Below are 2,137 nucleotides of genomic sequence, written 5' to 3' on the forward strand. Positions count from 1 at the left end.
ACCCGGCGCGAAGCGCATAAGCCCGTTGAAGATTTCAGACACAACACCGAGGTCACCAAAATTCGTCGCCCGCGCTGGATCGAGCGTAGAGACGTCTGCCGCACTCGCACTAACGACAATCAGCGGACGACTATCGGGAGCTGCAGCGGACGCATTCGGGTAATCGCTGACGGCGAGCGCAAATCCAGCGATCACGAGGGCGGAAAACTTTATAAGGTTCATTAGCTGCGATATTTCTTTGTAGGTGAATTCCCGTAGACGCGACGACCGCAGCAGGTTGCAATACCTGGAACTTGGCGATAGGGAAATCTCAAATGTCTTTTTAGTATGAGTGCGACACACAGTGCGGTGTCTGTGCAAATAAGGTTAATACAATCAAAATGCGTTGTACAATTGCATAATGCAATCTTCCTATGTCATTTTGCTATGGACAGAAAAATCACGTTACGGCACCTTGAGGCGTTTCGCGCAATCATGGTGCGGAAGTCGGTGACAGCGGCAGCGGAGATGCTTGAAGTAACGCAACCCGTCGTTACCCGTCTGCTTGCTGATCTAGAAGACCGTATCGGCCTCGTTTTATTTTTGCGTGAGAAAGGCCGTCTAGTTCCCACTGCAGAGGCCGCACTGCTTTTCGCAGATGTGCACCAATCATTGGTAGGAATCGAGCGCATTGCAAATGCAGCATCGAACCTCAAGACACTCAAGCTTGGTCATATTGAGATTGCCGCGGCGCCGACCATGGCACATTCGTTTCTCCCGCGAGCTATAGCGAATTTTGCTACTGAGCACCCAGAGGCCCTTGTGACGATGCACATGCACAGCTCGGCGATCGTTCTGGACATGGTCGCCAGCGATCGTTGCGACCTTGGCTTTGCCATGGTCCCCTTGAGAGCGACAAGACACGGCAGCACCGACGTCCTCGTGTCAGCAAAGATGGTTGCCGTTGTGCCATCGGACCATCGGCTTGCTTGTCGAGATGTACTTACGCCAGAAGACTTCCAAGGCGAGAGCTTCATATCTTTCACTCCGCTCATGGAGGCGCGTACGAAGATCGATTCGATTATGCTGTCTCACAATGTCAACCGCCGCATTAATGTTGAGACGCAGATTTCCTCTGTGATCTTAAAGCTCGTTGAAGCTGGTGCGGGATTGTCAATCATTGACGCCCTCACAGCGACCGGATACACAGGCGCCGCACTCAAATTTATACCGTTCGAACCGAACCTCATCAGCGACTACTCTATCGCTATTTCCCAGCGGAACTCCTCGACGCTTATCCTTAAACCGTTTATCGATCACGCTCGCCGTGAAATTCGTGCGATGCTTCCTAAAAGTTTGGTTGTTTGATTTCACAATGACGTACGCATTGCTGATTTGGTTCGCTGCTGCGCAGCTCGATGCGTGCTCCTACGAGCAACCCGGTCAAAATCTTCCGTCGATAGAGCAGATGATGTCACTTGATGCGTGAGCGCATCAAATTCCGTTCGATTCCGCCACGTTCGCCCCATCTAAACGGAAAAGTTGAGCGCTCGCTGTTGACGGACCTGACGGAGTTCTGGTTCTTCGCGGACATGATGGTTGCAGAAGCGCTGCGCCACATCAGCGAGTAAGTGCAAGTGGGTACTATCGGCCCAACCGGGAACGAGCAGTACGGCTATGTTGTTCACAGCCTGTCCGTCTGGTGCATCTAAGGAAATTGGCGAAACCGGCCGAACATATGCCACCAGCGGTTGACTAAGAAACCGGAGATGGCCGTGCGGCACCGCCACGCCCTGCCCCAATCCGGTCGATCCCAACGCTTCACGTGCCGCGAGCGCTGCTGTCACCACAGCGGCCGGCAGTCCGCAGTGACACTCGAAGAAACCGCCCAACCGCACGAAGAGTTCCTCACGGTGGGATGCATCCAGTCCGAGCAAGACATGCGTCTCAGACAGCAGCGCGCCAATGGTCTGTTTCTCAATGGGCGCATCGTCAGCGTGACGGGGCGCATGATCACGTCGACTTGGCTCGCCGCGCATCAAAGCGTGCCATGCGTCGGTCGGGCGGATCTTCCAGACGGCTTCAATACTGCCGGCTCCGATCTTTTTACTCGGCGTTTACGAACATTCGCATAAGCTTTTAGTCAGCCATACATCAC

The 2,137-nt window shown here is 53.8% G+C and carries 3 protein-coding genes and 2 pseudogenes; 4 read left to right on the forward strand and 1 reads right to left on the reverse strand.

All coding sequences use genetic code 11. The annotated features are described in order from the left end of the window. The 3 genes and pseudogenes from AWB67_RS42715 to AWB67_RS40335 form a co-directional block, all read left to right on the forward strand. A partial coding sequence (locus tag AWB67_RS42715; protein ID WP_235025579.1) for a hypothetical protein occupies positions 1-225 on the forward strand: 225 nt, incomplete at its 5' end. Between the two features lie 168 nt (positions 226-393). After that, a complete protein-coding gene (locus tag AWB67_RS36740) occupies positions 394-1,347 on the forward strand; it encodes a LysR substrate-binding domain-containing protein (protein WP_235025580.1) in 954 nt (317 codons plus the stop codon). A 110-nt stretch (positions 1,348-1,457) separates the two neighbouring features. Continuing rightward, positions 1,458-1,562, forward strand: a pseudogene (locus tag AWB67_RS40335) (IS481 family transposase); the annotation flags it as partial. Positions 1,563-1,622: 60 nt separating this feature from the next. Here the strand turns inward: AWB67_RS40335 and AWB67_RS42720 are convergent. Next, a pseudogene (locus tag AWB67_RS42720) lies at positions 1,623-1,877 on the reverse strand (PTS sugar transporter subunit IIA); the annotation flags it as partial. On the opposite strand from AWB67_RS42720, the gene AWB67_RS41640 reads away from it, so the two are divergent. Then, complete coding sequence (locus AWB67_RS41640) at positions 1,848-2,114, forward strand: hypothetical protein (protein ID WP_200822409.1); 267 nt, start codon at positions 1,848-1,850, stop codon at positions 2,112-2,114. The pseudogene AWB67_RS42720 and the gene AWB67_RS41640 sit on opposite strands and share 30 nt — an antisense overlap. The last annotated feature ends 23 nt before the right edge of the window (positions 2,115-2,137 follow it).

The organism is Caballeronia terrestris (genome assembly GCF_001544515.1).
GTDB lineage: Bacteria > Pseudomonadota > Gammaproteobacteria > Burkholderiales > Burkholderiaceae > Caballeronia > Caballeronia terrestris.